At 51.9% G+C, this 25,894-nt stretch carries 20 protein-coding genes; 7 read left to right on the forward strand and 13 right to left on the reverse strand.

The features are described 5' to 3' along the window. Positions 1–27: 27 nt before the first annotated feature. The 4 genes from glmM to rlmE all read right to left on the reverse strand — a co-directional run bounded on the left by glmM (position 28) and on the right by rlmE (position 4,868). Positions 28–1,362 (reverse strand): phosphoglucosamine mutase, encoded by a 1,335-nt coding sequence (gene glmM, locus BLW37_RS10405; protein WP_091342525.1) that lies wholly within the window; start codon positions 1,360–1,362, stop codon positions 28–30. Further along, positions 1,359–2,198: a dihydropteroate synthase gene (folP, locus tag BLW37_RS10410; RefSeq protein ID WP_091342527.1), complete on the reverse strand. Its 840-nt coding sequence runs from the start codon at positions 2,196–2,198 to the stop codon at positions 1,359–1,361. The genes glmM and folP overlap by 4 nt, the downstream gene beginning before the upstream one ends. Positions 2,199–2,266: 68 nt before the next feature. Continuing rightward, entirely contained in the window at positions 2,267–4,195 is a 1,929-nt protein-coding gene (ftsH, locus tag BLW37_RS10415) for an ATP-dependent zinc metalloprotease FtsH (protein ID WP_091342529.1), read from the reverse strand. Positions 4,196–4,235: 40 nt separating this feature from the next. Next, complete coding sequence (gene rlmE / locus BLW37_RS10420; RefSeq protein ID WP_091342531.1) at positions 4,236–4,868, reverse strand: 23S rRNA (uridine(2552)-2'-O)-methyltransferase RlmE; 633 nt, start codon at positions 4,866–4,868, stop codon at positions 4,236–4,238. An 83-nt stretch (positions 4,869–4,951) separates the two neighbouring features. Between rlmE and yhbY the strand changes: the two genes are divergently transcribed. After that, positions 4,952–5,248, forward strand: coding sequence for a ribosome assembly RNA-binding protein YhbY (gene yhbY / locus BLW37_RS10425; protein ID WP_091342534.1), 297 nt, complete (start codon positions 4,952–4,954; stop codon positions 5,246–5,248). Here yhbY and BLW37_RS10430 read toward each other — a convergent pair. The 5 genes from BLW37_RS10430 to dapB all read right to left on the reverse strand — a co-directional run bounded on the left by BLW37_RS10430 (position 5,230) and on the right by dapB (position 11,707). Next, a complete protein-coding gene (locus BLW37_RS10430; protein WP_091342536.1) occupies positions 5,230–5,655 on the reverse strand; it encodes a hypothetical protein in 426 nt (141 codons plus the stop codon). The genes yhbY and BLW37_RS10430 overlap by 19 nt on opposite strands. A 134-nt stretch (positions 5,656–5,789) precedes the next feature. Beyond that, a complete protein-coding gene (gene greA, locus BLW37_RS10435; RefSeq protein ID WP_091342538.1) occupies positions 5,790–6,263 on the reverse strand; it encodes a transcription elongation factor GreA in 474 nt (157 codons plus the stop codon). Beyond that, positions 6,260–9,481 (reverse strand): carbamoyl-phosphate synthase large subunit, encoded by a 3,222-nt coding sequence (gene carB, locus BLW37_RS10440; RefSeq protein WP_091342540.1) that lies wholly within the window; start codon positions 9,479–9,481, stop codon positions 6,260–6,262. The genes greA and carB overlap by 4 nt, the downstream gene beginning before the upstream one ends. A gap of 31 nt (positions 9,482–9,512) precedes the next feature. After that, positions 9,513–10,643, reverse strand: coding sequence for a glutamine-hydrolyzing carbamoyl-phosphate synthase small subunit (gene carA / locus BLW37_RS10445; protein ID WP_091342613.1), 1,131 nt, complete (start codon positions 10,641–10,643; stop codon positions 9,513–9,515). A 254-nt stretch (positions 10,644–10,897) separates the two neighbouring features. Further along, a complete protein-coding gene (gene dapB, locus BLW37_RS10450; protein ID WP_091342543.1) occupies positions 10,898–11,707 on the reverse strand; it encodes a 4-hydroxy-tetrahydrodipicolinate reductase in 810 nt (269 codons plus the stop codon). Between the two features lie 198 nt (positions 11,708–11,905). Here dapB and BLW37_RS10455 point away from each other — a divergent pair, with 198 nt between their 5' ends. The 3 genes from BLW37_RS10455 (at position 11,906) to BLW37_RS10465 (ending at position 18,786) form a co-directional block, all read left to right on the forward strand. Continuing rightward, the gene (locus BLW37_RS10455) at positions 11,906–12,427 is read left to right on the forward strand and encodes a GNAT family N-acetyltransferase (protein WP_171907594.1); all 522 of its coding nucleotides are present in this window, start codon (positions 11,906–11,908) and stop codon (positions 12,425–12,427) included. Between the two features lie 243 nt (positions 12,428–12,670). Beyond that, positions 12,671–13,267, forward strand: coding sequence for a phage tail protein (locus BLW37_RS10460; RefSeq protein WP_091342547.1), 597 nt, complete (start codon positions 12,671–12,673; stop codon positions 13,265–13,267). A gap of 86 nt (positions 13,268–13,353) precedes the next feature. After that, complete coding sequence (locus BLW37_RS10465) at positions 13,354–18,786, forward strand: InlB B-repeat-containing protein (RefSeq protein WP_091342549.1); 5,433 nt, start codon at positions 13,354–13,356, stop codon at positions 18,784–18,786. 31 nt (positions 18,787–18,817) lie between these two features. Here BLW37_RS10465 and BLW37_RS10470 read toward each other — a convergent pair whose 3' ends face one another. Beyond that, complete coding sequence (locus tag BLW37_RS10470; protein WP_091342552.1) at positions 18,818–19,972, reverse strand: iron-containing alcohol dehydrogenase; 1,155 nt, start codon at positions 19,970–19,972, stop codon at positions 18,818–18,820. 211 nt (positions 19,973–20,183) lie between these two features. Between BLW37_RS10470 and BLW37_RS10475 the strand changes: the two genes are divergently transcribed. Both BLW37_RS10475 and BLW37_RS10480 read left to right on the forward strand, forming a co-directional pair. Further along, on the forward strand, positions 20,184–20,615 hold the full coding sequence (locus tag BLW37_RS10475) for an NfeD family protein (protein WP_091342554.1): 432 nt from the start codon (positions 20,184–20,186) through the stop codon (positions 20,613–20,615). 26 nt (positions 20,616–20,641) lie between these two features. After that, positions 20,642–21,571 carry an SPFH domain-containing protein gene (locus tag BLW37_RS10480; RefSeq protein WP_091342556.1) on the forward strand — a complete coding sequence of 310 codons (930 nt, stop codon included), beginning with the start codon at positions 20,642–20,644 and terminating at the stop codon, positions 21,569–21,571. 56 nt (positions 21,572–21,627) lie between these two features. Here BLW37_RS10480 and BLW37_RS10485 read toward each other — a convergent pair whose 3' ends face one another. Continuing rightward, positions 21,628–22,542 (reverse strand): SGNH/GDSL hydrolase family protein, encoded by a 915-nt coding sequence (locus BLW37_RS10485; RefSeq protein WP_171907595.1) that lies wholly within the window; start codon positions 22,540–22,542, stop codon positions 21,628–21,630. A 460-nt stretch (positions 22,543–23,002) separates the two neighbouring features. Between BLW37_RS10485 and BLW37_RS10490 the strand changes: the two genes are divergently transcribed. Continuing rightward, on the forward strand, positions 23,003–24,346 hold the full coding sequence (locus tag BLW37_RS10490; protein ID WP_245785698.1) for a Na+/H+ antiporter NhaC family protein: 1,344 nt from the start codon (positions 23,003–23,005) through the stop codon (positions 24,344–24,346). Positions 24,347–24,360: 14 nt separating this feature from the next. On the opposite strand, the gene BLW37_RS10495 is transcribed toward BLW37_RS10490, so the two are convergent. Continuing rightward, the gene (locus BLW37_RS10495; protein ID WP_091342560.1) at positions 24,361–25,176 is read right to left on the reverse strand and encodes a M48 family metallopeptidase; all 816 of its coding nucleotides are present in this window, start codon (positions 25,174–25,176) and stop codon (positions 24,361–24,363) included. A 136-nt stretch (positions 25,177–25,312) separates the two neighbouring features. Further along, positions 25,313–25,894: DnaJ C-terminal domain-containing protein (locus BLW37_RS10500; RefSeq protein WP_281248655.1), on the reverse strand; the 582-nt coding region annotated here is incomplete at its 5' end.

Below are 25,894 nucleotides of genomic sequence, written 5' to 3' on the forward strand. Positions count from 1 at the left end.
TCTCAAGTTAGTTGCAGTTTATCACCGTTAACTGGCGATTTTAACCGCATTGGCAATGACCTGAGCAAAAGCTTCGACTTCCGTGCGCACTTCACCTTCCACCATCACGCGGATCAGCGGCTCAGTGCCTGACTTGCGGATCAATACCCGGCCTTTGTTGCCAAGCTTGGCTTCGACATCGGCAATGGCCTGCTTGACGTTTTGCTTTTCCAGCGGTGCCGTGCCTTTTTCAAACTTCACATTGACCAGCACCTGCGGCAGTTTTGTCATGCCCTGGCTGATTTCAGCCAGGCTTTGCTGTTCCTGAATCATCGCGGTCATCACCTGCAAGGAGGCAATAATGCCATCGCCGGTACAGGTGTGATCCAGGTTCAGTACATGACCAGAATTTTCACCACCAATGCGCCAATCGTGCTCGCGCAGCAACTCCATCACGTAGCGGTCACCTACCTTGCTGCGCAAGAAAGGGATCTTCAGCTCAGCCAGTGCTAACTCAAGACCCATATTGCTCATCTGCGTGCCGACCACACCACCATGCAGACGCTTTTGCTTTTGCGCTGCGCGGGCAATGATGTAAACAATTTCATCGCCATCAATTACACGCCCAGAGTGATCGATCATCATCACCCGATCACCATCGCCATCGTAAGCAATACCCAGGTCGGCTTTCATCTCAACCACCTTCTCCTGCAAAGGCAAGGTATGCGTGGCACCGCAATCGGCATTGATATTAAGACCATCCGGGCTGGCACCGATTACCGTAACCTCGGCACCTAACTCCCGAAACACATTCGGGGCTATGTGGTAGGTGGCGCCATGGGCGCAATCCAATACCAAACGGAAGCCTTTTAATGACATATGGTTTGGTATGTGACTTTTACAAAACTCAATGTAGCGTCCGGCTGCATCGTCTACCCGCACCGCTTTACCCAACTGCTCGGATGGCACACAGAGCATGGGTTGCTCCAGCTCGTTTTCAATAGCCAACTCGACCTCATCCGGTAACTTGGTCCCATCGGCCGAGAAAAACTTAATGCCATTGTCGTAATAAGGGTTGTGCGAAGCACTTATCACGATACCGGCCTCGGCACGAAACGTACGGGTTAAATAGGCTACGGCAGGTGTGGGCATTGGTCCTAGCAAGCGCACATCAATACCTGCAGCAACCAGACCAGCTTCGAGTGCAGTTTCCAGTAAGTAACCGGAAATACGGGTATCTTTTCCAATCAATACCTTACGAGTACCGCTTTTTGACAGCACCCTACCAGCGGCCCAGCCTAATTTCATGGCAAATTCAGGGGTAATTGGAAAATCACCTACCTTGCCGCGCACTCCATCGGTACCAAAATACTTTCTGCTCATTCCTCTACTCCATGAAGGGTGGCATCCAGCACAGCCAACACATCTGCCGTCGCTTTTACGTCATGCACCCGGATTATATGGGCTCCTTTAATGGCGGCTATTGTGGCACAGGCCAGACTGCCTGCCAATCGCTCTGTCACCGGTAATCCCAACAAGTTGCCTACCATGGATTTGCGGGACATGCCCACCAATAAAGGCAGCTGAAATGCCTGCCATTGTTCCAGCTGTTGCAGCAATTGATAGTTCTGTGCCAACGTTTTGCCAAAACCAAAGCCAGGGTCTAACAACAACTGCTCACGCGCTATGCCAGCGCCAAGACAGGCGGCTACACGCTGCTGCATGAAATCCAACACTTCGGCAGTGACATCACGGTACTCCGGCTGTTGTTGCATGGTTTTGGGCTCACCCAGCATATGCATCAAACAAACCGGTACTCCAGCAGCTGCGGCTGCGGCCAAAGCCCCATCAGCGCGTAACGCATAGACATCATTAATCATATCGGCACCCGCCTGAACCGCCGCTGACATCACGGCCGCTTTGCTGGTATCGATGGAGACCACACAATCCAACCGGTTGCGGATGGCTTCAATCACCGGCAGCACCCGATCGAGCTCCTGTTGCAGTGGCACGGGCTCCGAACCGGGCCGGGTGGACTCACCGCCAATATCCAGAATAGCGGCTCCTTGTTGCAGCATTTGCTCGGCCTGATAAAGTGCACTATCCAGCCGTTCAAATTGGCCGCCATCGGAAAAAGAGTCTGGGGTTACATTTAAAATGCCCATCACTTTCGGACGGGCTAAATCCAGCGTGCGCTGACGCGGTAAGGTTAGTTGCATGGCAAAGTCTCAGGTTAGTCGGCCCAGAAAAAAACCCGGCAAGCCGGGTTTTTTCAATCATCGAACAATCAGTGCAGCTTGCCTTCGGATGGTTCTGCATTGGGGCCTACCGGCTCCTCTGCCCCCGAGTCATCACTGGAGCTGCCTTTATCGCCTTTGTCACGTGGTTCCCAGTTTTCCGGGTCACGAACTGGCCGGCGTTCCATCAAATCATCAATCTGGCGCGCATCAATGGTTTCATACTTCATCAACGCATCTTTCATGGAGTGAAGAATATCCATATTGTCTTTGATCAGATTGTAAGCACGCTGATAGTTACGGTCAATAAAACTGCGGATCTCGGCATCAATGGTTTTGACTGTTTCTTCTGACATGTGCTTGTTCTTGCTGACAGAGCGGCCCAAGAACACTTCACCATCTTCATCCGCATACAACAGTGGTCCCATCTTTTCTGAGAAACCCCACTGCGTGACCATTTTACGGGCCAGATCAGTGGCACGTTCAATATCATTAGAAGCACCAGTGGTGACCATTTCAGAACCGTAAATGACATCTTCGGCAATACGGCCACCAAACAGGGAGCTGATCATGCTTTCCAGCTGTTGCTTGCTGTAGCTGACCCGATCCCGCTCTGGCAGGTACATGGTGACGCCAAGAGCACGACCTCGAGGAATAATACTCACCTTGTACACGGGATCATGCTCAGGCACCAGACGACCGACAATGGCATGGCCAGCTTCATGGTAGGCAGTCATCTCTTTGTCTTTTTCAGTCATCACCATGGAACGACGCTCTGCGCCCATCATGATTTTGTCTTTGGCTTTCTCAAACTCGTCCATGGACACAGTCCGGCGGTTGCCACGGGCAGCAAACAAGGCCGCTTCGTTCACCAGATTGGCCAAATCAGCGCCGGAGAAACCTGGAGTACCACGGGCAATCACCGATGGATCCACATCTTCGCCCAACGGAACTTTACGCATATGGACTTTAAGGATCTGCTCACGGCCTTTCACATCCGGCAAGCCGACCACAACCTGACGGTCAAAACGGCCTGGGCGTAATAAAGCAGGGTCCAAGACATCTGGACGGTTGGTGGCGGCAATAACGATAATACCTTCGTTGCCATCAAAGCCATCCATCTCAACCAGCATCTGGTTCAAGGTTTGCTCACGTTCATCGTGACCACCACCTAAACCTGCACCACGCTGGCGACCGACCGCATCAATCTCATCAATAAAGATAATACACGGGGCAGCTTTTTTGGCCTGGTCGAACATATCCCGCACCCGGGACGCACCTACACCGACGAACATCTCAACGAAGTCTGAGCCGGAGATGGTAAAGAATGGCACCTTGGCTTCGCCGGCAATGGCCTTAGCCAACAATGTTTTACCAGTACCAGGAGGACCTACCATCAAAATACCGGTTGGAATTTTGCCACCCAGCTTTTGGAAGCGGGACGGGTCGCGCAGGTAATCCACCAACTCGCTCACTTCTTCTTTGGCTTCATCGCAACCTGCCACATCGACAAAGGTGGTTTTGATTTGATCTTCACCCATGAGTTTGGCTTTGCTTTTACCAAAGGACATAGCACCTTTGCCGCCGCCGCCCTGCATCTGGCGCATAAAGAAAATCCAGACCCCAATCAACAGCAGCATTGGGAACCATGAGATGAAGATGGTTGCCAGCCAACTGCCTTCTTCCGGCGGCTTACCAACAATACGCACGTCATGCTTGAACAAATCATCAATTAACTTGCTGTCGTAGCCACCAGGGATCACGGTCTCAAAACGATCGCCGTTGCGGCTGACGCCACTGATGACGCCGGAGCGTTCGATCTGGACTTCGCGGATCTGACGCTGCTCAACCTGTTTTAGAAACTGATCGTAACTGGTCATTCGCTCAGAACTGTCACCAGGACCAAAGCTATTAAAAATCGACATCAAAACGACGGCGATCACCAGCCAGACGATAAGATTTTTAGCCATATCACTCAAGGTTGTAACCTCTTACTTGCCGTTAAATTTAATCAGGCCACTACTGCGACTTGAAACCTGTTGCCACTATGTAGGCTTCACGGGAGCGGGAGCGCGATGAGTCCGGCTTTCGTGATTTTACTGTGGTAAAGGCCTGACGGACTGCTTTTAAGTAATCCTCAAAACCTTCACCATGAAATACTTTGACCACAAAACTGCCGTTTTGCTTCAACACCTGATGACACATATCCAAAGCCAACTCTACCAGGTAAATAGCTCTGGCCTGATCGGTTGCCAGATTGCCACTCATATTGGGTGCCATATCTGATAATACCACATCTACGTTACGACCTTCGATCCGGCTCAGTAATGCTTGTAATACTGCATCTTCCCGGAAGTCACCTTGCAAAAAGGACACCCCAAGTAAAGGGTCCATAGGAAGTATATCACAAGCTATCACCCGACCCGAGGGTGTTACCAGTTTTGCCGCCATTTGCGACCAACTGCCCGGAGCAGATCCTAAGTCTACCACGGTCATGCCGGGCTTGATTAGCTTATCCTGCTGTTGAATTTCTTCCAGTTTAAAAGCGGCCCGGGATCGTAGCCCCTGTTTCTGTGCTTTTTGCACAAAATGATCATCAAAATGCTCTTTCAACCAGCGGGTTGAGCTGGCTGAGCGCTTTTTTCGCGTCATCTTACTACTCTGAAATGGCTATGACCTCTAGATGGCGTTACAATAGCATGAATTCAAGATTAAATTGTGGAAATCGTATCAAGATGGCACTGAGCAATAAACAAAAACAGTTTTTAAAATCCAAAGCACACGACTTAAAACCCGTGGTATTGCTGGGTGGCAACGGTCTGACCGAAGGTGTTCTAGCCGAAGTGGAGCAAGCTCTGGAGCATCATGAGCTGATCAAAGTCAAAGTACCGGGTGAAGACCGCGAGCAAAAAGTACTGGTGATGGATGCCATTGTGCGGGAAACCAAAGCCGACAAAGTGCAGGTGATTGGTAAAACTCTGGTGCTGTTCCGGCCGGCAAAAGAGCCAAAAATTCAGCTGCCCAAGGCCTGAATGCTCTTCTCGCTAAGAAAACCAGCTCGCGTCAAAATTGCGCGGGCTTCCTCGTGGTCAGCGACAACAGCTCGCTGATAATCGGCTGGCTTTGGCACATCGGTTGCTTTGGTAAATTGCCAGCGGAACAGCGGATGCTCCGGTAGCATCACGATGCCAAATTTCAACTGATGCTGAAAGCACCAACTTGAGTTGTCCTGTAGCTTTGAAAATACATCCGCCGGACAAGCCTGCCATTGGGTTCCATCCAATGACATCGCCCATGGACTACTTGCAAAAGACAGTGCCATTTGCCGTAATTGCTTGATGTAATCTTCAACCGTTAAGTTGGTCCAGGTCCCCCAAGCAGTCAACCAGATGGTGTTGTCTTCTTTGACCAGTTCAAACTTACCTTTTCCAGAGCGCATCAAACAACCTCACAACCTCTTAGCTGGCTATTTTAATCGATCCTGATTGGTTAGCAGGTCAGACCCGCGACCTTCTTGCGACTAAAGCGCAAAAAAAAGCGGCCGAAGCCGCTTTTCATAGGTGCGTAGCTCAATCAAAGGTATTGAACAGCGGTGATTTCAAACTCAACCATGCCTTTTGGTGTGTTGATGGTCACCACATCATCCTGCTCTTTACCAATCAAACCACGGGCTATCGGCGAGTTGACCGATATCAGGTTCTTTTTAATATCAGCTTCATCATCACCGACAATGCGGTAGCTGACTTCTTCCTCAGTATCGAGGTTGAGAATCGTGACCGTAGCACCAAAAATCACCTTGCCATTGTTCGGCATGCTGCTGACATCGATGATCTGGGCATTGCCCAGTTTGCCTTCGATATCCTGAATACGGCCTTCACAAAAGCTTTGAGCTTCCCGGGCGGCATGATACTCGGCATTCTCTTTCAAATCGCCATGTTCACGCGCATCGGCGATGGCCTGAATAATCTGTGGTCGCTTAACCGATTTTAGTTCATTCAATTCAGCGCGCAGCATTTCTGCGCCCTGAACCGTCATTGGTATTTTCATCCGTTTACTCTCTTATGCAGCTCCTGCACCGACGCCACCCGCTCAAAAGCGCTGGCAGCACTGGCTTTGCACGTTGCAAAAGCAGCATTTAATGTCGTTGTATAGTTGGCTTTATGCTGCAGGGCACCCCGACGCAACACTTTAGAATCTTCAATTGCCTGACGGCCTTCGGTGGTATTCACAATGTAACTGTACTCACCGTTTTTGATTCTATCCAGAATATGTGGCCGGCCTTCCAACACCTTGTTCACCACACGGCATTCAACACCAGCTTGCTGCAAAGTTGCAGCGGTGCCTTTGGTCGCGTCCAGTTCAAAGCCTAATTCCAGCATACGTCTGGCCAGCTCTATTACACGCACTTTATCGCTGTTACGCACCGAAAGTAAAGCCCGACCACCGGTAGGGATCACGGTACCGCATCCCAATTCGGCTTTGGCAAAGGCTTCTTCGAAAGTATCGCCAACCCCCATCACCTCACCGGTAGAACGCATTTCCGGGCCAAGGATCGGATCCACGCCCGGGAACTTGTTAAAGGGGATCACCACTTCTTTTACCGAGAAATAAGGCGGAATCACTTCCTTCGTTACCCCTTGCTCAGCCAGACTGCGTCCAGCCATGCAGCGAGCACCTACTTTGGCTACCTGAATACCCGTTGCTTTGGAGACAAAAGGCACGGTCCGGGCAGCGCGAGGGTTCACCTCAATGAGGTAGACTTCCCCATCTTTCACCGCAAACTGGGTGTTCATCAAACCGACCACCCCAAGTTCCAGTGCCAATTTACGCACCTGCTCGCGCATCACATCCTGAATAGCCGCCGACAAACTGTGCGGTGGCAAAGTGCAGGCCGAGTCACCTGAATGCACGCCAGCTTGCTCGATATGCTCCATAATGCCGCCGATGACCACTTCCTTGCCATCGCAGATGGCATCGATATCTACTTCAATGGCATCATCCAGGAAGTTATCCAACAGGACCGGTGCTTCATTGGATACGCTCACCGCATCGGTCATGTAGCGTTTTAAATCGGTCTCATCGTAGACGATTTCCATCGCCCGACCGCCAAGCACATAGGAAGGACGTACCACCATTGGAAAACCAATATCACCAGCTTTTAACAGTGCTTCTTCCAGACTGGTGACGGTAGCATTTTTCGGCTGTTTTAAACCCAGGCGGTCCACCGCTTGCTGGAAACGCTCACGATCCTCAGCCCTGTCAATGGCATCCGGCGAAGTACCAATGATAGGCACGCCTGCTGCTTCGAGCGCCCGTGCCAGTTTCAATGGGGTTTGCCCACCGTACTGTACGATCACGCCTTTGGGCTGCTCTTTGGCGACTATTTCCAATACATCTTCCAGCGTGATAGGCTCAAAATACAACCGATCAGAGGTATCGTAGTCGGTAGACACGGTTTCCGGGTTGCAGTTGACCATAATGGTTTCATAACCATCGTCACGCAGCGCTAAGGCTGCATGCACACAGCAATAGTCAAATTCAATACCCTGACCAATCCGGTTCGGACCGCCACCCAAAATCATGATTTTATCGCGATTGGATGGCGCTGCTTCACACTCTTCATCGTAAGTGCTGTACATGTAGGCCGTGTTGGAGGCAAATTCGGCCGCACAGGTATCCACCCGCTTGTACACCGGATGCAGGCCAAACCCATGGCGTTTCTTGCGCACTTCGTTTTCACTCACGCCCAGCAAATCGGCAATACGCTGATCAGAGAAGCCTTTGCGCTTATAGCGACGTAAGCTCACTTCATCCAGGCCGGAGAAACCAGCATCGTGGATCGCCTGCTCTTCTTGCACCAAATCCTCAATTTGCACCAGGAACCAGGGATCCACTTTGGTCAGTTCAAAGATTTCCTGCTGACTCATACCAAAACGAAACGCATCGGCGATGTACCAAATACGATGCGCACCTGGCTCCTTCAGTTCACGGATCAGCCGCTCTTTGGCGTCGGGTGCGGTGAGATCTTGCATCGGATCCAAGCCCGAAACACCAATTTCAAGGCCGCGCAATGCTTTTTGCATCGACTCTTGTTGATTGCGACCTATAGCCATCACTTCACCGACCGATTTCATCTGAGTGGTCAGGCGGTCATTGGCACCGGCGAACTTTTCAAAATTAAAGCGAGGTACCTTGGTCACCACGTAATCAATGCTTGGCTCAAATGAAGCTGGCGTAATACCACCGGTGATTTCATTGGCCAGTTCATCCAGGGTATAGCCGACCGCCAGTTTGGCAGCCACCTTAGCAATGGGGAAACCTGTCGCTTTGGACGCCAGGGCCGATGAACGCGATACCCGTGGGTTCATTTCGATAATGACCATGCGGCCATCTTCCGGGTTGATACCAAACTGCACATTGGAACCGCCGGTTTCCACGCCGATTTCCCGCAATACTGCCAGCGAGGCATTTCGCATCAACTGGTATTCTTTATCGGTCAGGGTTTGCGCTGGTGCAACTGTGATGGAATCACCGGTATGCACGCCCATTGGATCGAAGTTTTCAATCGAGCAGACGATGATGCAGTTGTCGTTTTTATCCCGCACCACCTCCATCTCGTACTCTTTCCAGCCAATCAGGGACTCATCAATCAACAACTCTTTGGTCGGTGATAAATCCAGGCCACGGGTACAGATTTCTTCAAATTCTTCACGGTTATAAGCGATTCCGCCACCTGAGCCACCCATGGTAAAAGACGGGCGGATAATGCACGGAAAACCGATGTCTTCCAGCACGGCATAAGCTTCTTCCATCGAGTGGGCCATACCTGCACGCGGACATTCCAGACCGATGGAGCGCATGGCTTTGTCAAAACGGCTGCGATCTTCGGCTTTATCAATTGCATCGGCAGTGGCGCCAATCATTTCGACATTGTATTTCTTTAATACTCCATGGCGCTCCAGATCCAGTGCACAGTTCAGCGCCGTCTGGCCACCCATGGTAGGTAATACAGCGCAAGGCCGTTCTTTTTCAATGATCTTTTCTACCACCTGCCAATGGATAGGTTCGATGTAGGTGGCATCGGCCATTTCAGGATCGGTCATAATGGTGGCCGGGTTCGAGTTCACCAACACCACCCGGAAGCCTTCTTCACGCAAGGCTTTACAGGCCTGGGCACCGGAGTAGTCAAATTCACAGGCCTGGCCAATCACGATTGGGCCGGCGCCAAGGATAAGAATGCTTTTTAAATCAGTACGTTTTGGCATAATTTACTCTGTCTTTCCTCGCTAGCCTGAATTAATGCTGACGCTGACGCATCAGATCGATAAAGTGATCGAACAGCTCGGCCGCATCGTGTGGCCCCGGGCTTGCTTCCGGGTGGCCCTGAAAACTAAAGGCCGGCTTGTCGGTACGGTGAATGCCCTGCAAGCTGCCATCAAACAAGGACTTGTGCGTTGCCCTCAGGTTCGAAGGCAAGCCCTCTTCTTCTACCGCAAAGCCGTGGTTCTGCGCCGTAATCATCACTTTTTTAGTGTCGAGGTTTTGCACCGGATGGTTGCCACCGTGGTGGCCAAACTTCATCTTGGTCGTTTTGGCGCCACTGGCCAACGCCAACAATTGGTGCCCCAGGCAGATACCAAACACCGGGATATCGGTTGCCAACAACGCTTTGATCGCGGTGATGGCGTAATCACACGGAGCCGGATCGCCCGGGCCATTGGATAAGAAAATGCCATCCGGACTCAGTGCCAGCACGTCGCTGGCGGAGGTTTGTGCCGGCACCACAGTCAGTTTGCAACCACGGTCGACCAACATGCGCAAAATATTGCGTTTGACACCATAATCATAAGCGACCACATGGAACGGCGTTTTTTCCGGGCTGACAAAGCCTTTGCCAAGTTGCCAACTGCCTTCGCTCCATAGGTACGGCTCGGAAACGGTGACTTCTTTGGCCAAATCCATGCCTTTTAATCCAGGGAACGCTTTGGCCTGTGCCAGTGCTTTGTCGGCATCCAGCTCAGTGCCTGCCATTAAACAGCCATTTAAAGCGCCTTTCTCACGCAGAATGCGGGTAAGCTTACGGGTATCGATATCGGCGATGCCCAGAATACCACGTTGCTTTAAATAGTCGGAGAGCGAAGCCTGATTGCGGAAGTTGCTGGCCACCAGCGGGAGGTCTCGAATGATCAGGCCTTTGGCCCAGATCCGGCTGGATTCTTCATCTTCATCATTGGTGCCGGTGTTGCCAATGTGCGGGTTGGTCAGAGTGACCATTTGTTCAGCATAGGAGGGGTCGGTTAAGATCTCCTGATACCCGGTCATCGAGGTATTGAATACCACCTCTCCGACTGAAACTCCTTCGGCACCGATGGCCGTACCATGAAATACAGTGCCATCTTCTAAAACCAGCAAGGCAGACGTCGTCAAAATAACCTCCAAACAGCAAAAAACGGGCTTAAACTTGCTCGTTCAACACCCGTTTTTAATCCAAAGCAACTAGCGGCTCAAGGCTGAATAAATACATTAAAAAAATGAATATAAATTCAACCTTGAGGAACTCTCAATTCGCCCAGGCAAATTCTCGGTATTTTATGCCAACTTGGCGAATTCGTCTAATGCTTTTTTGAAGTTCAGAGGAAATCATCCCTTTTGCGTTTTTTTTACCACTAAACAGCAAAACCCTAATTCAAATCGGTCAATCCAAGCACTTGTTGCATGGAATAAAGTCCGGGCTGTTTGTTTTGCAACCACATGGCAGCCCTGATGGCACCTTGGGCGAAGGTGGTTCTACTGCTCGCTTTGTGCGTTATTTCTAATCTTTCGCCTAAATCAGCAAAAAGAGCGGTGTGATCGCCAATTATGTCACCACCTCGTACGGTGGCAAAACCTATGGTCTTGTGCTCTCGCTCACCAGTCATACCTTCCCGGCCATAGACAGCACAGTCGGCTAAATCTCGCCCAAGCGTTTTGGCAATACTGGCACCAATCGCCATAGCTGTACCGGACGGCGCATCTTTTTTATAACGATGATGCGCCTCGATGATCTCGATATCGGCCGTCTGCCCCATCACTTTGGCGGCTGTTTGCACCAGGTGCAGTAATAAATTTACGCCAACACTCATGTTGGGGGCCCAGACGATGGGGATCTGCAGGCTGGCTTGCTGCAGCTCTTGATACTGCGCATCGGTCAGGCCAGTGACACCAATCACCATGGCTTTTTTGGCCGCCACCGCCAAAGCCAGATGCTCCAGCATTGGCTCCGGCATGGTGAAATCCACCCACACATCAGCCTTGGCTAAAGCTTCAGCCGAAGTAGCCTGCAGCGGCACATTCAATTTACCGCAGGCCGCCACTTCCCCTGCATCCAGACCAAGCCAATTGGAGCCGGCACGCACTGTGGCCGCACCCAGCGTTAGTCGCTGCTCCTGACAAACCTGCACCAGGGCCCGCCCCATCCGGCCATTGGCACCAAAAACTCCGACTTTTGACATCACTTTGTATTCCGCTGACTAAATAAGGGGGTATTAGAACAGAACTGAACCCTGCTGAAAAGCAAGGCAAGCGTTCAGTCTGTTCGCCATCAAGATGCTGCATGCTCTTTTTTTAAAAGCAATCCTGCAGCTTATTGACGTCCAATTGGCTTCATGCAACTAATAAGGATTCTGCTCATAACGATGGTGATCCTGTCCATGCTGACTGCATCTGCTTTGAACTTCCATCTCACCTTGCCTGGACTGGCCGTTCGGCAAGCAACTGAAGCAGATCAAGAGTTTTTGTTGGCTCTGTATGCGGCCACCAGGCAAGATCTCCAGCAACTACAACTACCACCAGCACAGGCTGAGCACCTGATCACCATGCAGTATCAAGCACAATATTCGGGCTACCGCCAACAGTATCCTAAGGCCTGTTCTTTGATCATTGAATACGCAAACTGTGGCATTGGCAGAATCTTGCTTGATACAGCCAACACTAATATCCGTTTGATAGATATTGCTTTATTGCCTGATCACCGACGGCAAGGCTATGCTCGGGCATGCATCCGGGCACTGCAAGATTTCGCTGTTCAACGAAACAAACCAGTGCAACTATCGGTGTATCAAGACAATATCGCCGCTCATACCTTATATCTGGAGCTTGGGTTCAGCCCTATCCAATCCAGCCCCCCCTTCCTGTCATTATGTTGGCTTCCTACTGCTACAGGCGGGTTGTAATCCCATCAAGGCGGCCCCGTATTTATTGATTATCAATTCCCATTACAGGATCAGTCACAATTTGACCATAATACAGATATCAGAAAAAAGTCATCGTTTCGTCAGGCATATCAACCCTGTAATCACTATAAGTTGTATGGGGCTACAGACCAGCTAACCTGAAGCACGTACCCACACCTTGATAGCTCCTATTCACCTCAGGTGAGCACTTAACGCTTAGACTTAATCATTGGAGAATGATAAATGGCAGATCCCTTTCTTGGAGAAATCCGTATGTTTGCCGGCACCTATGCCCCTCAAGGCTGGGCTTTTTGCGCAGGCCAGGAGCTTCCGATCAGCAGCAATTCCGCGCTTTACTCAATTTTAGGTACCACCTATGGTGGCAATGGCACAACATCATTCAGACTGCCTAACCTGCAAGGGCGAGTGCCACTCTGTGCAGGCCAAAGCCCTGGCTCGAGTCATTATCAAGCCGGTCAAACCGGAGGCCAGGAGCAGCAAACCCTAACACAGGCGCAAATGCCGCCTCATACACACACCATCGATCTGGATGCAAGCGCCTCTTTAACACTGGCCCAACAAGCATCCAGTGAAGCTGCCAATGCCAGTACGCCGGGTGAGACGGTGGTACCGGCCAAAATCATGTCTGGCTTTAATGCGACCAATGCTTACAGCAGCTCACCCAACACCACTTTAAAGCCAATGACCGGTAACGCCACTGTCGAGCTGAAAGGCAGCAGTGGCAGCGCCGGCGGAGGAGCACCTGTTAGCCTGATGCAACCTTATACGGCGGTTAGTTTTATTATTGCTCTGCAAGGTATTTATCCAAGCCGTGGCTAGCCAAAAGGTGGCTCCTGGCAGAGGCGTCACCTTAATGCTTTAGTGGTTCATGATGAACGATTGTTCAGTAAAAAGGATTCCGTGCTATGCGAGCATTCGACAAACACCTGATTAGCCTGCTTCTGTTATGTTCATCTCTGCTGTTTTCAACGGCGGTAAGTGCCAGTGAATGTACCATCACATCCTCGACCTCAGATATCTCTGAAGTCATTACTGCAGACGCTAGCGATCATGCTATCGGGCAAAGCTTTACCACTTGTAAAGATGGCCGTATTAAAGAACTGCGACTTCTCAGTTTTTCTGATGGTTCAACGTATCAAGGTGCAGGTCGTAATGAACTGACTATCACCCTTTATCGTGGCGATGGCCTAGCCGGTGACCTGCTGGGAACGTTCACTTTTGAAACGACATTGCTGCATCAAGCCGTGGCCCTGAATGATTATTCCATTATACCAATGAGCGATGGCAATTTTGTCCTGAACAACGGGGACGTCTATACCTTTTATTTTGCCGGTGGCGGCACCAACACCTTTTATACTTATGTGAATGATGCGAACAATGCTGTACCTGCACCTTATCCAGGCGGTTCGCTTTACTACGAGGGAACCCAGTTTCTGGATCGCGATCTGATGTTCCAACTGGTGATGGAGGATGTGCCCGTTGCCAATGACCCACCCACCGATATCCTGCTTAGCAATAGCAGTGTCAACCAAAGCGCTGGTGTCAATGCGGTGGTAGGTAACCTAAGCTCAGTTGATCCCGATGATGGCGATACTCATACCTACAGCCTGGTAGCCGGTGCTGGCGATAGCAACAACGGCAGCTTTAACATCAATGGCGACCAACTACGAGCCAACAATGCATCCAGCCTGGCGGCGGGTAATTACAGCGTGCGAACTCGCACTACCGACAGTGCTGCTAATACCTTTGAAAAAGTCTTCACCATCACGGTACTGGATGATGTTCCTCCTGCTGTGAACTCGGTGGCTGTGCCTCCTTTCGACATCTACAGCACAGGACACTCACTGGACTTCACCCTCAATGCCTCTGAAGCCCTTACGGTAAATACGATGGGCGGGACGCCCCGCATCGCTCTGGATATCGGCGGTACCAGCCGCTTCGCCAGCTACCTGAGTGGCAGCGGCACCACTGCTGTGGTATTTCGCTATGTCGTGCAAGCAGGTGATAACGATCTGGATGGCATTGAAGTAAGCACTTTACAGCTCAATGGTGGCACCATTCGGGACAGCGCAGGCAACAATCTGAATGTAATCCTGAACAATGTGGGTAATACTACGGGCATTTTGGTGGATACTATGCCTCCTTCCATCACAGCCATAGGCAATCAAACGGTCGGTGTCGGCCAATCCACCGCTGCGCTGGGCTTTACCATAGCCGATAACCTGACAGCTACCGGCAGCCTGTCCGTTAACCGGGCATCCTCCAATACCATTGCTGCACCGCTAGCGAATGTGGTATTGGGAGGTAGCGGAGCCAATCGCACTGTCACCATCACAGGGGCTGATACCGGTACGTCCACCATCACCATTACCGTAACCGATGCTGCCGGTAACAGTGCTCAGCAAGCCTTTCAGGTGGAAGTCACGCCCCCCAGCTACACCGTCAATTTTGTCGACTGGGATGCCACTGTGCTGAAAACCGAAACCGTCAGTCATGGCAGCAGCGCCACCGCCCCAGCCAATCCAAGCCGGACTGGCCACAGCTTTACCGGCTGGAGTCCCGGCGATTTCAGCAATATCACGACCGATACCACCATCACCGCGCAGTACAGCATCAATAGCTATACCCTGACCTTTGATTCCGCTGGCGGCAATGCGGTCGCCGCCATTACGCAGGAATTTAGCAGTGCCATCACGCCACCAGCCGACCCCAGCCGTACCGGCCATACGTTCACCGGCTGGAACCCGGCCATTCCTGCGAGCATGCCGGCAGAAAATCAGACCCTGACGGCACAATGGAGCCCGCACAACTACATCGTTAGTTTTCTCGACTGGAATGGCTTTGTCCTCAATAGCCAGAATGTCAGTCATGGCAACAGCGCAATCCCACCTGCAGCCCCCAGTAGGACCGGCTACAGCTTTACCGGCTGGAGTCCAAGTGACTTGAGCAACATCACGGCCAGTACAAACTTTACAGCCCAGTACAGCATCAACAGCTATACGCTGACCTTTGATTCGGCCGGCGGCAGCGCGGTCGCCGCCATCACCCAAAACTTTGGCAGTGCCATCACGCCACCAGCCAACCCCAGCCGTGCTGGCCATACGTTCACCGGCTGGAACCCGGCCATTCCTGCGAGCATGCCGGCAGAAAATCAGACCCTGACGGCACAATGGGCCCCAGAAAGCTACACCGTCAACTTTGTCGACTGGAATGCGACGGTGCTGAAAACCGAAACGGTGAGTCATGGCAACGGGGCAACTGCACCGGCCAACCCCAGTCGACCCGGTTATACGTTTACCGGCTGGAGCCCCAGCGATTTTAGCGCCATCACCGCAGATACAACCATCACGGCGCAATACAATGAGGCCAGCTATACCTTAACATTCGACAGCGCTGGAGGCTCTGCTGTTGCAGCAATGACCGCCAACGCTGGTACTGCCATCAACCCACCGGAACCGCCAACCCGTGAAGGTTTTGCATTTGCCGGTTGGCAGCCAGAGCTGCCTGCCATCATGCCTACTGAGGATGTAGCGTTTACGGCACAATGGACGATCCGCGACTTCACGGTTTCAGTCAGCCTGAGCGGGGACGGCAGTGTCACCCCAGCCAGCCAACAGGTTAATTTTGGCAACAGCACCAGCTTCGAGCTTAGTGTGGCAGAGGATAAATTTGTGCAGATTGACAGCAACTGTGCTGCCAGCCGCTCAGGCAATCAGGTTGTTACGGCGGCAATCAAAACCGACTGCAGCATCAGCCTGACGATCCACTCAGCCATGACGCTCGAGATAGCAGACAGCAGCCCGGCAGCCAGCCAGGAGGCGCGCCGTTTCCGCCTGATTAATGGCGCAGGTGAGCAGACACTAAGCGCTTTGCAACATACCCGCAGTGGCGCCACCGTATGGTTGGATCTAGCCGATGCTGAGACCTTGCTTACCTTGCTGGATGATGGCGGCTATTTGTTTAGTGCTGAACGCACCGGGCGTTATAGCTTTGAATTTACCGACTCCGTCTCTGGCGAACAGTTGATTGTCAGCTTTGATGTGCTGCCTTTTATTGCTTTTACTGCCGCCAGTCAGCCGGTGCAAAAGGATGTTTCGGCTCAACTTAGTATTTGGCTAAGTGATGAACCGATTGACTACCCAGTGCAGGTGCAGGTTCAGGCTAGTCAGGCCAATGTGGCTGGCTCATTTGAGCTCAATGCGACTGATAACCTGCGCCGGGCATACAGTGTCACCGCAACTGCAAGCGGTGCAAGCAGTGTCACGCTGCAAAGCAATGATCTTAAACAGGCTTTGTTAGGTTCACCGCACAACCATCAATTGCTGGTACAAGCCGAGCCTCCACCTTTGGCGCTGCAAGCAACAGTCATGCAGGATGGTATTGAAGGCCTTGTTGTACAACGCGGTGGAGGCATTATCGAGCTGCGAGCAACAGAGCTTTCCGGTATAGCAGCCGACTTTAACTGGCAAAGTCTGGGACTTACTATCACTCAAAACGGAGCCTCGGCCCATTTCGATCCAGCCGCGCTCTCGACCGGCCGCCACTACCTGCAACTCAGTGCTGAAGCAGGTGACCGTAAGGGGGAACTGGAACTAGCACTGAATGTGATTGCTGAATGCCCGGTGGCCGATTGCAGCAACAGCGGTGTGAGCGGCATACCGGCCAGTCAGAACCAATACAGCAATCAGCCTAACCGTTTGCCGTTGTGCCCGCAAGACATTAGCAACAGTCGGGTGGCTCAGTGTGAGGACCAGGGCCAAGCAGCACTCTTCGTCGAAGTACCGGCGCTGTTCCAACTAACGCTTGGCTTGTACAGTGAGCTTGAATCCTGGCAAAGCGGTCAGTTTGGCCTGGCACTCAGTGAAGGCAGCTTAGATGACATCGGTTATCGTCAGCTGGGCTTTATTGTCAATCTGGATTTGGTAGGACTGCAAAGCCCAGGTGAGTCCGTTCCAATAGCCATTCCCATGCCTGCCGGTCAGAGTATTCCAGTCAACGCCGTCTGGCGGAAGTTGGTCAATGGGCTATGGCAGAATTTTGTCGAAGATGAAGCCAACCATATCGACAGTGCACCACGTAATGTACTCGGCAACTGCCCCGGAGTATCATCCGATAGCTGGCGGGCTGGGTTAAACGAAGGCGATGCCTGCATCCGGCTAACCATTGAAGATGGCGGACCCAATGACGATGATGGTCGGGCCAACAGTGTCATTCGAGATCCGGGCGTACTGGCACAGCAACAAATGGCCACGCTTTCCTTTGACAGTGCAGGTGGCAGTGAAATCACCAAGATTACAGCTCTAGTAGGCAGCTCACTGGCAGAACCGGAGGCACCATGGCGTAAAGGGTACACCTTTACCGGCTGGCAGCCAGCCTTCCCGGCCACCATGCCAGAGAGCGATGTGCAGCTTACAGCACAATGGCAAATCAACCAGTATGTGATCCGCTTTGATGTGGATGGGGGCCAGGCCATCCCAGATCTGGTACTGGACTTTGGCGCTTCTATAAGCGCCCCTGCACCCACACGCCCTGGCTACACCTTCAGTGGCTGGTCACCGGCACTACCCACCACTATGCCAGCACAAGATTTGCAGGTGAAAGCCCAGTGGCAGCCAAGCAGTGTCACTGTGACCTCAAGTGGCGGTAGTACGAGTTTACTAAGCGCCATACTGCTGCTGATGTTTGTGGTGATGCGCCGCTGTTTCCGGTTCAATCGCCTGAAAAGTAGTCTGAAAATCTTTACTGCCAGCCTGTTACTGCTACCCATGGTAGCACTCAGTCAGAACTGGTATCTCGGCGCGCAGCTCGGTGAGGCCAGAAGCCACAGCTCTGGTAACCTGGCTAGCGCAGCGGAGCGCAAACTTAATACGGCAGGTGTCTCAGGCATTGTCAGGCTCCAGTCGAACTCAGACACAGCCTATCGTCTGTTTGCTGGCTATCGATTCAGTCACTGGCTGGCAGCAGAGTTCGGCTGGCTGGATTTAGGCGAGGCGGTATTGCACTATGATGGCCTGCCGGTGAATCAACCGCAAGCCACGTTAAAAGCACAACCGCAACGCGGCCGGGGCGCCGAACTCAGCCTGGTTGGCCACTTTACTTTGGGTCAGCACTGGCAGCCTTATGCCCGGCTGGCGTTGTTTGATAACCGCAGCCGCTATCAATTTGAAGGGACAGCTGCCCAGTCGCCTGAACGCCGCAGCCGCATTCGTCTGGGCGCCGAACTGGGGATGGGTTATCAACTTAGCTCACAACTGCAACTCAGCGCAGCGGCTGCGCACTACGATACCGAAAACTTCAGTACTCGGATGCTAAGCCTGGGCCTGCGCTATTCATTCTAAGCGCAAGCCCAGGGTAATACTGGTATGAGATTTACAGAGCACTTTGCAAAATAACACGGGACACTTCTGGCGTAATATCCCCATGCTCGCCGAGCTTGACCATCTTATGCTGCACCAATCGCTCCACCATGGTATCGATGGCACTGGCATCGATACCATAATCAGCTAACCGGGTCGGCACCCCCATTTGCTCGAAGAAAGCCCGGGTATGGCTGATAGCCTCGTCAATCAGACGTTCTTCATCCTGGTGGACCAGCTGCCAGACCCGCTTGCCATATTGCAGCAGCTTGTCACGCTTTTGCCGGCGTTGCTGCTGCATCAAAGCAGGCAGCACAATGGCCAGTGTTTGTGCATGATCCAAGCCATGCAAAGCTGTGATTTCGTGGCCAATCATATGGGTCGCCCAATCTTGCGGTACCCCTACCCCAATCAGGCCATTCAACGCCATGGTTGCTGCCCACATCACATTGGCACGTACAGCGTAATCCTCCGGCCGCTCCAGGGCCTGCGGTCCCTGTTCAATCAAAGTTTGTAGCAAACCTTCAGCAAAGCGATCCTGCACCGGTGCGTTCGCAGGGTACGTCAGGTACTGCTCCATCACATGGACAAAGGCATCGACCACACCATTAGCGACCTGGCGGGGCGGCAGACTAAAGGTGGTAGTCGGATCTAAGATGGCAAATTGTGGATACACCAGTGGGCTGGAAAAGGCCATTTTCTCCTGGGTGCTGTAACGGGTGACTACTGAATTGCCATTGCTCTCAGAGCCAGTTGCTGGCAGGGTTAATACGCACCCCAAAGGAATGGCTGCATTGACTTTGGCTTTACCACAAAGCAGATCCCAGGCATCACCCTGATAACAAGCCGCAGCGGCAATAAACTTGCTGCCATCAATGACACTACCACCACCAACCGCCAAAATAAAATCCAGCTGCTCACTCTTAAGCAGATCCCTGGCTTGTAACAGCGTATCAAAAGACGGATTCGGCTCGATGCCGGCAAATTCAAACCAAACTTTGCCGTCCAGAGCGGCGACCACCTGATCGTAGACGCCATTTTTTTTGATGGAACCACCGCCATAGGTCAGCAATACCCTGGCTCCATCTGGGATTAGCGCTGCCAGCCCGGCGATCTGTTGCTCGCCAAACACAATGCGAGTTGGATTATGAAAGGTAAAATTTTGCATAAAGACTCCTGAACAAGTTCGCTGACAGCTACGTATCAAAACAGCAACAGTATCACTTTTTAGCGTACAACCGTTGAATTTAGCGACAGACTGCTGCTGTTTTGTCCAGCCAAGTACAGGTTTGCTAAACCCTGTTACAAAAAGACAGTAGGGCTTAGCGTCAAAACTTAGTATAGTAGTGTGAACCAAGTTTCAATTTAAGGAAGTCAAGATGTTGGCATTGGTCTGGCTTATTATTGCCATCGCATTTGGCATGGTAGAACTAATGACAGGCACCTTCGTCATTTTAGCCATTTCGATGGGTGCCTTTTCTGCCGCTATCAGCAGCTGGCTATTTGCTCTGAGCTTTACCCAGTCGCTGTTTGTATTTGCTTTTGGCTGCCTGATGTTTTTACCACTATCGCTCTGGCTGCGTAAAAAGGGTTTGGGTACTTCCAAGGCTGTCAATATGGCAGAACCAGGTTACAAGCAAAGCGTGGTGTTAGAGCTACATGGCGACAAGCTGGTCGCGAAGATGAGTGGCAGTTTTTACCCGGTAAAAGCAGAGACAGCCAGTGAGGACACCAGTTGGCTTCGGGCTGGTCAGGAAGTCAAAGTCTGCCGTATTGATGGCATTACTTTACTGGTAGCACCTCAAGATTAAATCATAATCACTACAAGGAGTTTGCAATGGACTTAGCGTTAATTTTATTACTCGGGGTGGCAGGTTTTGCCATCATTTTAATCCTCAACAACATCTTTATCGTGCGTAACAGCGAGTGCATGGTGATTGAGCGTCTGGGCACCTACAACCGTACCTTGCAATCCGGCATCCAGATTACCGTGCCTTTTATTGAAAAGCCGCGTCCTATTATCATGCTGCGTAACCTGAAATTCGTTGAAACACCCCGCATTGATTTGCGTGAAGCGGTACTGGATTTCCCTGGCCAAAGTGTGATCACCAAAGACAACGTGACGGTAACCATCAATGGGGTGCTGTACTTCCGTATTATGGATCCGGTCAGAGCTGTGTACGAAGTTGAAAACATCATTCAGGCTGTCGAAGTATTGGCCAAAACCTCGCTGCGGGCCGAAATCGGCCGGATGGAGCTGGACTCTATTTTCGAGTCGCGTGAAGAAATCAACGAGCGGCTGCGCCTGGTGCTGGATGATGCCGGTAATGGCTGGGGCATCAAAGTAGTTCGGGTAGAGCTGCTGGATATTGCTCCACCGGTTGACGTTGAAGAAGCAATGCGTAAGCAAATGACGGCAGAGCGCCAGCGCCGTGCCACTGTGACGGAAGCCGAAGGTGAAAAGCAAGCCGCTATTGCCCGGGCGCAAGGTGAGCGGGAAGCCGCTATTTTAAGTGCGCAAGGTGAAAAAGAAGCCGCTATTCTACGTGCACAAGGTCAGCGTAAAGCCATTGAGGAAGTATTATCCTCCGGTGATGGCCGGCTGAGCTCGGATACGGTTATTGGTTATCTGCTCGGCCGTGAATACCTGCAGACCCTGCCCAATATTGCCAAAGAAGGGGATCGCATCTTCTTGCCCATTGAGACCAGCAACGTGCTCGGCTCCGTCGGTGCCATTCAAGAATTGCTGAGTGGTAAAAAGTTCTAACGGTTGTATCCAGATGCTATCGGGCCGCAATTGCGGCCCGTTTTTTTGACTTGTGTTTAGCCTCGGCGACGCAAACGAATCAGCATCAAACCAGAGACCAACAACAACATGGTGGCCGGAGCGGATACCTGGAAGTTCACGGTTTGCCCTGAAGCCAGTAAGGCATAAGCTTCCCGACCAAGCACCTGATGCGCACGGCTGGTTGGATGAATTTCATCCCAAAAAACATAGGTATGCGCATTGGCACAGCTAACTTCTGAAGCAATCCCCAAGAAGTTTCTACGGATGGACCGACACTCTCCCGTTGTATTTACAAAACCTTCCGAAGCAGGATCAGCTAAAATCCTGTCAAAAATACCAAATACATCCAGCATAAAAATATCTACCTGGTACTGCAGTGCCAGTCCCAGCAACATCGACTGCAACGCCTGATTCCACAGAGTGCTGACCTCCGTCCCTGAAAAACTGTTCGAGCCCGATCTAAATTCCGGAATGCTGCCCAAGTCAGGTAAATTAGGCACCAACAAAGTTGCTGCACCACCCAAAATCATCTCGGTCAGCATGGCCTGAAAGTTGCCCATGATGGAAGTAATCATCATCAGTGGGGCAGAGCTGCCCACCAGATCCCGCATATCATTGCCGCCAGCCCAAACCACATAAAGGGCGGCCGGGTCCATCACAGCACCGCCAAAACGGCTTTGGTAATTATCCCATTGCCAAAGCACCCCAGCAGAAAAACCTGTTGCATTGTTAATTCGAGCACCACCATAGGCAAAGTTATTGCCGCCGGCTGTCGAGCGTGACGTACTCAGCCCCAAGTCATCCGCCATAAACTCATGCCAAAGATCGCCATTGGAAAAACGTCCATTCGGACCGTAGCCAGCTTCAGCAGCGATAGGAGCAAAGCTCCCAAGCGGCACGGTTGCGCGGGTATTGCCGGTATCGGATAAACTATCTCCAAAGATATACATATCCGAAAACATCGGTGCGGAAAGTGCAGGTGTTGTCAGTAGTGTAAATACCAACACTGCGCAAAACGTTTGGAGCCTTGCTAGTTGTTGCTTAAATAGTTTTATTGTCATTGTTAACCACCCTGTTTGTTGTTTTTATTCAGACGCTAAGCACGTCTTCAAAGGTTTGATGGCAAAAAACGTGCCTATTTTTCAAACAGGGCTCAGCCCAACATGTCGGAGGTCTTATCAGGCAACCTCGAGCTATGACTGTAAAATTTACTGACACCCACCCAGTTTCCCTAATTTTGGTAACAAGGCAGATAGTCATTACTGATCAGAGCAGTAAATAGCTAAAAAAGCATTGAATACACAAAGAAAATACCGTAAAGGATAGTGACAGACAGATTTACAACACGTTGACAGGACGTCTGGACATCTATATAGTCAGCGAGTTTTTATGACTGGTCGGAGATGATGCATGCCAGAACACACCATGGTAACCCCACGCCAGTACGGCGCCCTAGCCTTTTTGCCATTGGCCAGCTTTGTGCTGCTGTTTCTGGGCGCAGGTATTTACTATCAAAGCCTGGGAGTGGATTATGCCTTTTACCAGCTACCGGCCCATATTGCCGTGTTGCCAGCGCTGATGATTGCCATGCTGCTGCACCGCACCTCGATGCAGCAAGCGGTTGAAACGCTGATCCGTGGTGCAGGACAAAATACCATCCTGACCATGTGTTTGATTTATTTGCTGGCTGGTGCTTTTTCCAGTGTTGCGGTCGCCACAGGCGGCGTCGATGCCGTAGTGAATGCCGGCCTGAGCCTGGTGCCGCCATCTTTACTGGTACCTGGCCTGTTTCTAATTGCCGCCTTGATAGCACTGGCCATGGGAACGTCGATGGGGACCATAGGTGCCCTGGCTCCCATAGCGGTGGTACTGGCTGAACAAACCGGTTTATCGCCAGTACTGCTGGCGGGTGCCCTGCTAGGTGGCGCCATGTTTGGTGATAACTTATCCATTATTTCCGATACCACCATTGCGTCCACCCGCACCCAGGGGGCACGCATGAAAGATAAATTCCGCGAAAACCTGAAGCTGGCCTTGCCGGCTGCAGCCATTGTGCTTTTGGGCTACGTCTGGTTTGGCAGTGTACCGGCCGAGATTACCGCCCAAGAGTTCAGCTGGAGCGCGGCACTGCCCTATGTTGCCATTTTGGTGTTGGCAGTGGCTGGGTTGAATGTGTTTGCCGTGCTAGCACTGGGTATTGTACTGGCAGCTTTGCAAGGAGCTTTGTTTGGCAATTATCCTTTGGGGAACCTTGGTCAGGATATGGCTTCCGGTTTCGCCTCAATGCAGGAGATTTTCTTACTCTCGATGTTTATTGGCGGCTTGGGTGAGTTTATCAAACAGCAAGGTGGCCTGGGCTGGTTGTCTTCGCGGCTGAGTGCCTTCTTTGATAAAGTCAAAATGCAAGCGGAGCGCAGCGGTCAGCTTGGCATTGCCAGCCTGGTGTTTGGCACCAATCTTTGCGTTGCCAACAACACCGTGGCCATTGTGATTAGTGGTGATATCAGTCGTAAGCTGGCAGAAAACCATGGCATCACGCCCAAGCGCAGTGCCAGCCTGCTGGATATTTTTGCCTGCATCAGCCAGGGCTTGTTGCCTTATGGCGCTCAGGCCCTTTTGCTGGCGGCCAGTTTTGGCTTAAGCCCCTGGCAGGTGGTCAGTGCCAGCTTTTACTGCATGGTGCTGGCGGTAGTCGCCCTGTTGTGGTTGCTGTTAAAACCGGTCCCAGCAACCAGGCAGGATGTACAAAGTTAACGGACACTGCCGTATTAAAGCGGTCCCGGGCTACCACAATTGGGTAAGTTACCCTGGGCCCGGCGCTGCTGATAGGTCGCTGATGCTTGAGGCATCCGCTGCTGCAAGGCCCGAATACGGTTCTCTGGTACTGGGTGGCTGGACAGCAGCTCAGGGCTACGCTGGCCACCACTGGCGGCCGCCATATTGCGCCATAAATCCACTGCCTGCTCCGGATTAAAACCGGCCTGTGCCATCAGATCGAGGCCGATAATATCGGCTTCACTCTCGTGCTCACGGCTAAAAGGCAGCAACAAACCCACCTGAGAGCCCAAACCAAGCCCGGCCATCATCTCCTGCTGAAAACGTACATTGGCAGCACGGGTTGCTGCATCGGTCAGCGCAAGGCCGGTTTGTACCAGCTGACTGCGTGATAACCGCTCATTGGCATGACCAGCCATCACATGGCCAATTTCATGCCCCATCACTGCAGCCAGTTGATGCTGGTTTTCAGCCACTTTCAATAAGCCGGTGTACACGCCAATTTTACCGCCAGGCAGCGCAAAAGCATTCACCTGATCATCGGCAAAAACGACAACTTCCCACTCATGACCCATGTATTGCTCTGGCGTGACTTTTAGTAGCGCATCGGCGATACACTGCACGTAGCGTTGGGTTTGACGGTCGGTGGAGATGGTCAGCTCTTCTTTCATTTGATCAAACGTCTGAGCGCCCATGCTGCTCAGCTGGTTTTCATTAAACAACATGATTTGCCGGCGACCGGTCGGTGACTGGGCGCAGGCCGCCAGAATGAGTACCGCCACGATGGCGAGCAGTAAAAACTTACGCATGCTTATATCCCTATGAAAAACTGTTTTTTTATTGTATCTGAGGCGCGCAAGAACACCAACGATAAAAAACCGCAGCACTTGGGCTGCGGTTTAATTTGGGCTGCGGTTTTTCACAAAACCAAAGGTGTGAAACAGCTTAGCTGGTCAAATCATCAAAGAACTTTTTCACCCCATCGAAAAAGCCTTTGGACTTTGGCCGGTGCTTAGCTTCACTATCGCCGGCCATGGTCGCATCCAGTTGGCGCAGCAGCTCTTTTTGCTGTTCGCTCAGGTTCACCGGGGTTTCAATCACCACCTTGCACACCAGATCGCCAACACCGCCGCCGCGCACCGACTGCACGCCTTTGCCGCGCAAACGGAACATTTTCTCGGTCTGAGTCTCGGCCGGAATTTTCAGCTTAACCCGACCATCCAGTGTAGGCACAGCAATTTCACCACCCAGCGCAGCCGTGGCAAAACTGATAGGCACATCGCAGTACAGGTTATTGCCATCACGCACAAAGATTGGGTGCTCTTTGACATGCACCTGCACATACAAATCACCAGCCGGTGCGCCATGCATGCCCGCTTCGCCTTCGCCGCTTAAACGAATGCGATCACCGGTATCGACACCAGCAGGAATTTTCACCGACAGGGTCTTGGTTTTCTCCACCCGGCCTTCGCCATGGCATTTGCTGCATGGATCCGGGATAATTTTACCGCGACCATGGCAGGTCGG

Source organism: Alkalimonas amylolytica, assembly GCF_900107845.1.
Lineage (GTDB): Bacteria > Pseudomonadota > Gammaproteobacteria > Enterobacterales > Alteromonadaceae > Alkalimonas > Alkalimonas amylolytica.

What these genes read in the sequence shown, in the direction of transcription:
- glmM (WP_091342525.1), bottom strand. Translation starts at nt 1,362, where the DNA reads ATGAGCAGAAAGTATTTTGGTACCGATGGAGTGCGCGGCAAGGTAGGT.
- folP (WP_091342527.1), bottom strand. Translation starts at nt 2,198, where the DNA reads ATGCAACTAACCTTACCGCGTCAGCGCACGCTGGATTTAGCCCGTCCG.
- rlmE (WP_091342531.1), bottom strand. Translation starts at nt 4,868, where the DNA reads ATGACGCGAAAAAAGCGCTCAGCCAGCTCAACCCGCTGGTTGAAAGAG.
- yhbY (WP_091342534.1), top strand. Translation starts at nt 4,952, where the DNA reads ATGGCACTGAGCAATAAACAAAAACAGTTTTTAAAATCCAAAGCACAC.
- BLW37_RS10430 (WP_091342536.1), bottom strand. Translation starts at nt 5,655, where the DNA reads ATGCGCTCTGGAAAAGGTAAGTTTGAACTGGTCAAAGAAGACAACACC.
- greA (WP_091342538.1), bottom strand. Translation starts at nt 6,263, where the DNA reads ATGAAAATACCAATGACGGTTCAGGGCGCAGAAATGCTGCGCGCTGAA.
- carB (WP_091342540.1), bottom strand. Translation starts at nt 9,481, where the DNA reads ATGCCAAAACGTACTGATTTAAAAAGCATTCTTATCCTTGGCGCCGGC.
- dapB (WP_091342543.1), bottom strand. Translation starts at nt 11,707, where the DNA reads ATGTCAAAAGTCGGAGTTTTTGGTGCCAATGGCCGGATGGGGCGGGCC.
- BLW37_RS10455 (WP_171907594.1), top strand. Translation starts at nt 11,906, where the DNA reads ATGCTGACTGCATCTGCTTTGAACTTCCATCTCACCTTGCCTGGACTG.
- BLW37_RS10460 (WP_091342547.1), top strand. Translation starts at nt 12,671, where the DNA reads ATGGCAGATCCCTTTCTTGGAGAAATCCGTATGTTTGCCGGCACCTAT.
- BLW37_RS10465 (WP_091342549.1), top strand. Translation starts at nt 13,354, where the DNA reads ATGCGAGCATTCGACAAACACCTGATTAGCCTGCTTCTGTTATGTTCA.
- BLW37_RS10470 (WP_091342552.1), bottom strand. Translation starts at nt 19,972, where the DNA reads ATGCAAAATTTTACCTTTCATAATCCAACTCGCATTGTGTTTGGCGAG.
- BLW37_RS10475 (WP_091342554.1), top strand. Translation starts at nt 20,184, where the DNA reads ATGTTGGCATTGGTCTGGCTTATTATTGCCATCGCATTTGGCATGGTA.
- BLW37_RS10480 (WP_091342556.1), top strand. Translation starts at nt 20,642, where the DNA reads ATGGACTTAGCGTTAATTTTATTACTCGGGGTGGCAGGTTTTGCCATC.
- BLW37_RS10485 (WP_171907595.1), bottom strand. Translation starts at nt 22,542, where the DNA reads ATGTATATCTTTGGAGATAGTTTATCCGATACCGGCAATACCCGCGCA.
- BLW37_RS10490 (WP_245785698.1), top strand. Translation starts at nt 23,003, where the DNA reads ATGCCAGAACACACCATGGTAACCCCACGCCAGTACGGCGCCCTAGCC.
- BLW37_RS10495 (WP_091342560.1), bottom strand. Translation starts at nt 25,176, where the DNA reads ATGCGTAAGTTTTTACTGCTCGCCATCGTGGCGGTACTCATTCTGGCG.